Annotated in this window: 2 protein-coding genes and 1 pseudogene; all 3 read right to left on the bottom strand. The window is 55.0% G+C overall.

Translation table 11 applies throughout. The features are described from left to right. Nucleotides 1–140: 140 nt before the first annotated feature. Complete coding sequence (locus MWC30_RS21590; protein WP_244086270.1) at nucleotides 141–425, bottom strand: DUF1778 domain-containing protein; 285 nt, start codon at nucleotides 423–425, stop codon at nucleotides 141–143. Between the two features lie 173 nt (nucleotides 426–598). Continuing rightward, a complete protein-coding gene (locus MWC30_RS21585; RefSeq protein WP_244086269.1) occupies nucleotides 599–940 on the bottom strand; it encodes a DUF4351 domain-containing protein in 342 nt (113 codons plus the stop codon). Then, nucleotides 903–1,204, bottom strand: a pseudogene (locus tag MWC30_RS21580) (hypothetical protein); the annotation flags it as partial. The gene MWC30_RS21585 and the pseudogene MWC30_RS21580, both read right to left, overlap by 38 nt.

Below are 1,204 nucleotides of genomic sequence, written 5' to 3'. Positions count from 1 at the left end.
GGGGGCGTTCGGATCTGCAAGGACCCATGTACGGGATATGCCCCTGGCTGCGTGCTGCCTGGCTGTCGCTTTGAAAAACGCATTCAATTCGGCACTCCCGCAGTCAAATGCGACGCGATCATGGCCAAGGCCTAACGGGGCTATTTCGGGCACGGCGGTTCGTATTTTCTGCGTGCGGCGGCTTTTTTCAATACCTCGTTCGGTTCCGGCGGATGGTCCAGTAAATGAAAAACCATCTCAGCCGCCTTTCGGGACAGATGAATGACCCTCTCCCGCTCCAGCACGTTGTCGGCTTTTTCCAACGCCGCCTGAACCAGGAATTGATTCAGTGTGGCGCCGGTCAACCGAGCCGCCTCCACAATCTTTTCATAGACCTCGGAGGGCATCCGGGCCGGTATTCTTTCGTCCGATTTGATCTGCGCCATCACCTACCTTCTTTGTTTATGTCTAAACGATAGCATCCTTGGCGTCATTTTGGCAATGTTTCAACGTTTCCCAATCTGCGAAAATCTCCTTAATCTGCGGATGAAAAGGATCATGGAAAATTCTTTTGCCCACCCAATCCCCAAGCACTGCGCGGCATATGGCCGGACCTCCTTTATTCTACCCACACATCCTGAAGTGACTTCGCTTCGAGCACCCGCTCGGCCCACTGGTCCAACTGTTCCGACGATGCAGACGCCAGGCGATGTTTCGCCCAGTCCGGCAGTGGACCAAAACGACGGGTCAGTATCTTCTCCAGGAGGCCACATTTTCCCTCAAGCCGTCCTTCCACTTTCCCTTCGCGTCGTCCTTCCAGTCTTCCTTCGTGGTGTCCTTCCAGTTTTCCTTCGCGCTTCCCTTCGCGTCGTCCTTCCTGAAATCCCTTATCCTTTATGTATTGAGCCAACATGGCGGTCTCCTCACTCTCCGTCACCAGGCGGTAGTACTCTGTCAACATTGTTCCGCAGGGTTCCCCCCCGTTGATTCCCCCCTTGAGGGGGGCAGGGGGGTGTTGTCTTGCCCGGCATAACAACTTTGACGGAGCGGTAGATGACTTCACGCTCCTCGTCCCGGATTTCCGCGTAGAGATCGATAAAGTCCACATACTTGTCAAAGAGCATCGGCGCCGCCAACCTGAACAGTCCCAGGTACGCCTGCTGAATCACTTCCGCCCGCTCCTCCGGTTTATAATCCATCTTCGGCAGCAGAATCTTCACGATGG

It is taken from the genome of Desulforhabdus sp. TSK, assembly GCF_022836495.1.
Classification (GTDB): domain Bacteria; phylum Desulfobacterota; class Syntrophobacteria; order Syntrophobacterales; family Syntrophobacteraceae; genus Desulforhabdus.
Note: the sequence above shows the minus strand (reverse complement) of the source record. Positions and strands in the feature narration are given on the sequence as shown.

Excerpts from the sequence above, each read along its gene's own strand:
- MWC30_RS21590 (WP_244086270.1), bottom strand. The coding sequence starts at position 425 with ATGGCGCAGATCAAATCGGACGAAAGAATACCGGCCCGGATGCCCTCC.
- MWC30_RS21585 (WP_244086269.1), bottom strand. The coding sequence starts at position 940 with ATGTTGACAGAGTACTACCGCCTGGTGACGGAGAGTGAGGAGACCGCC.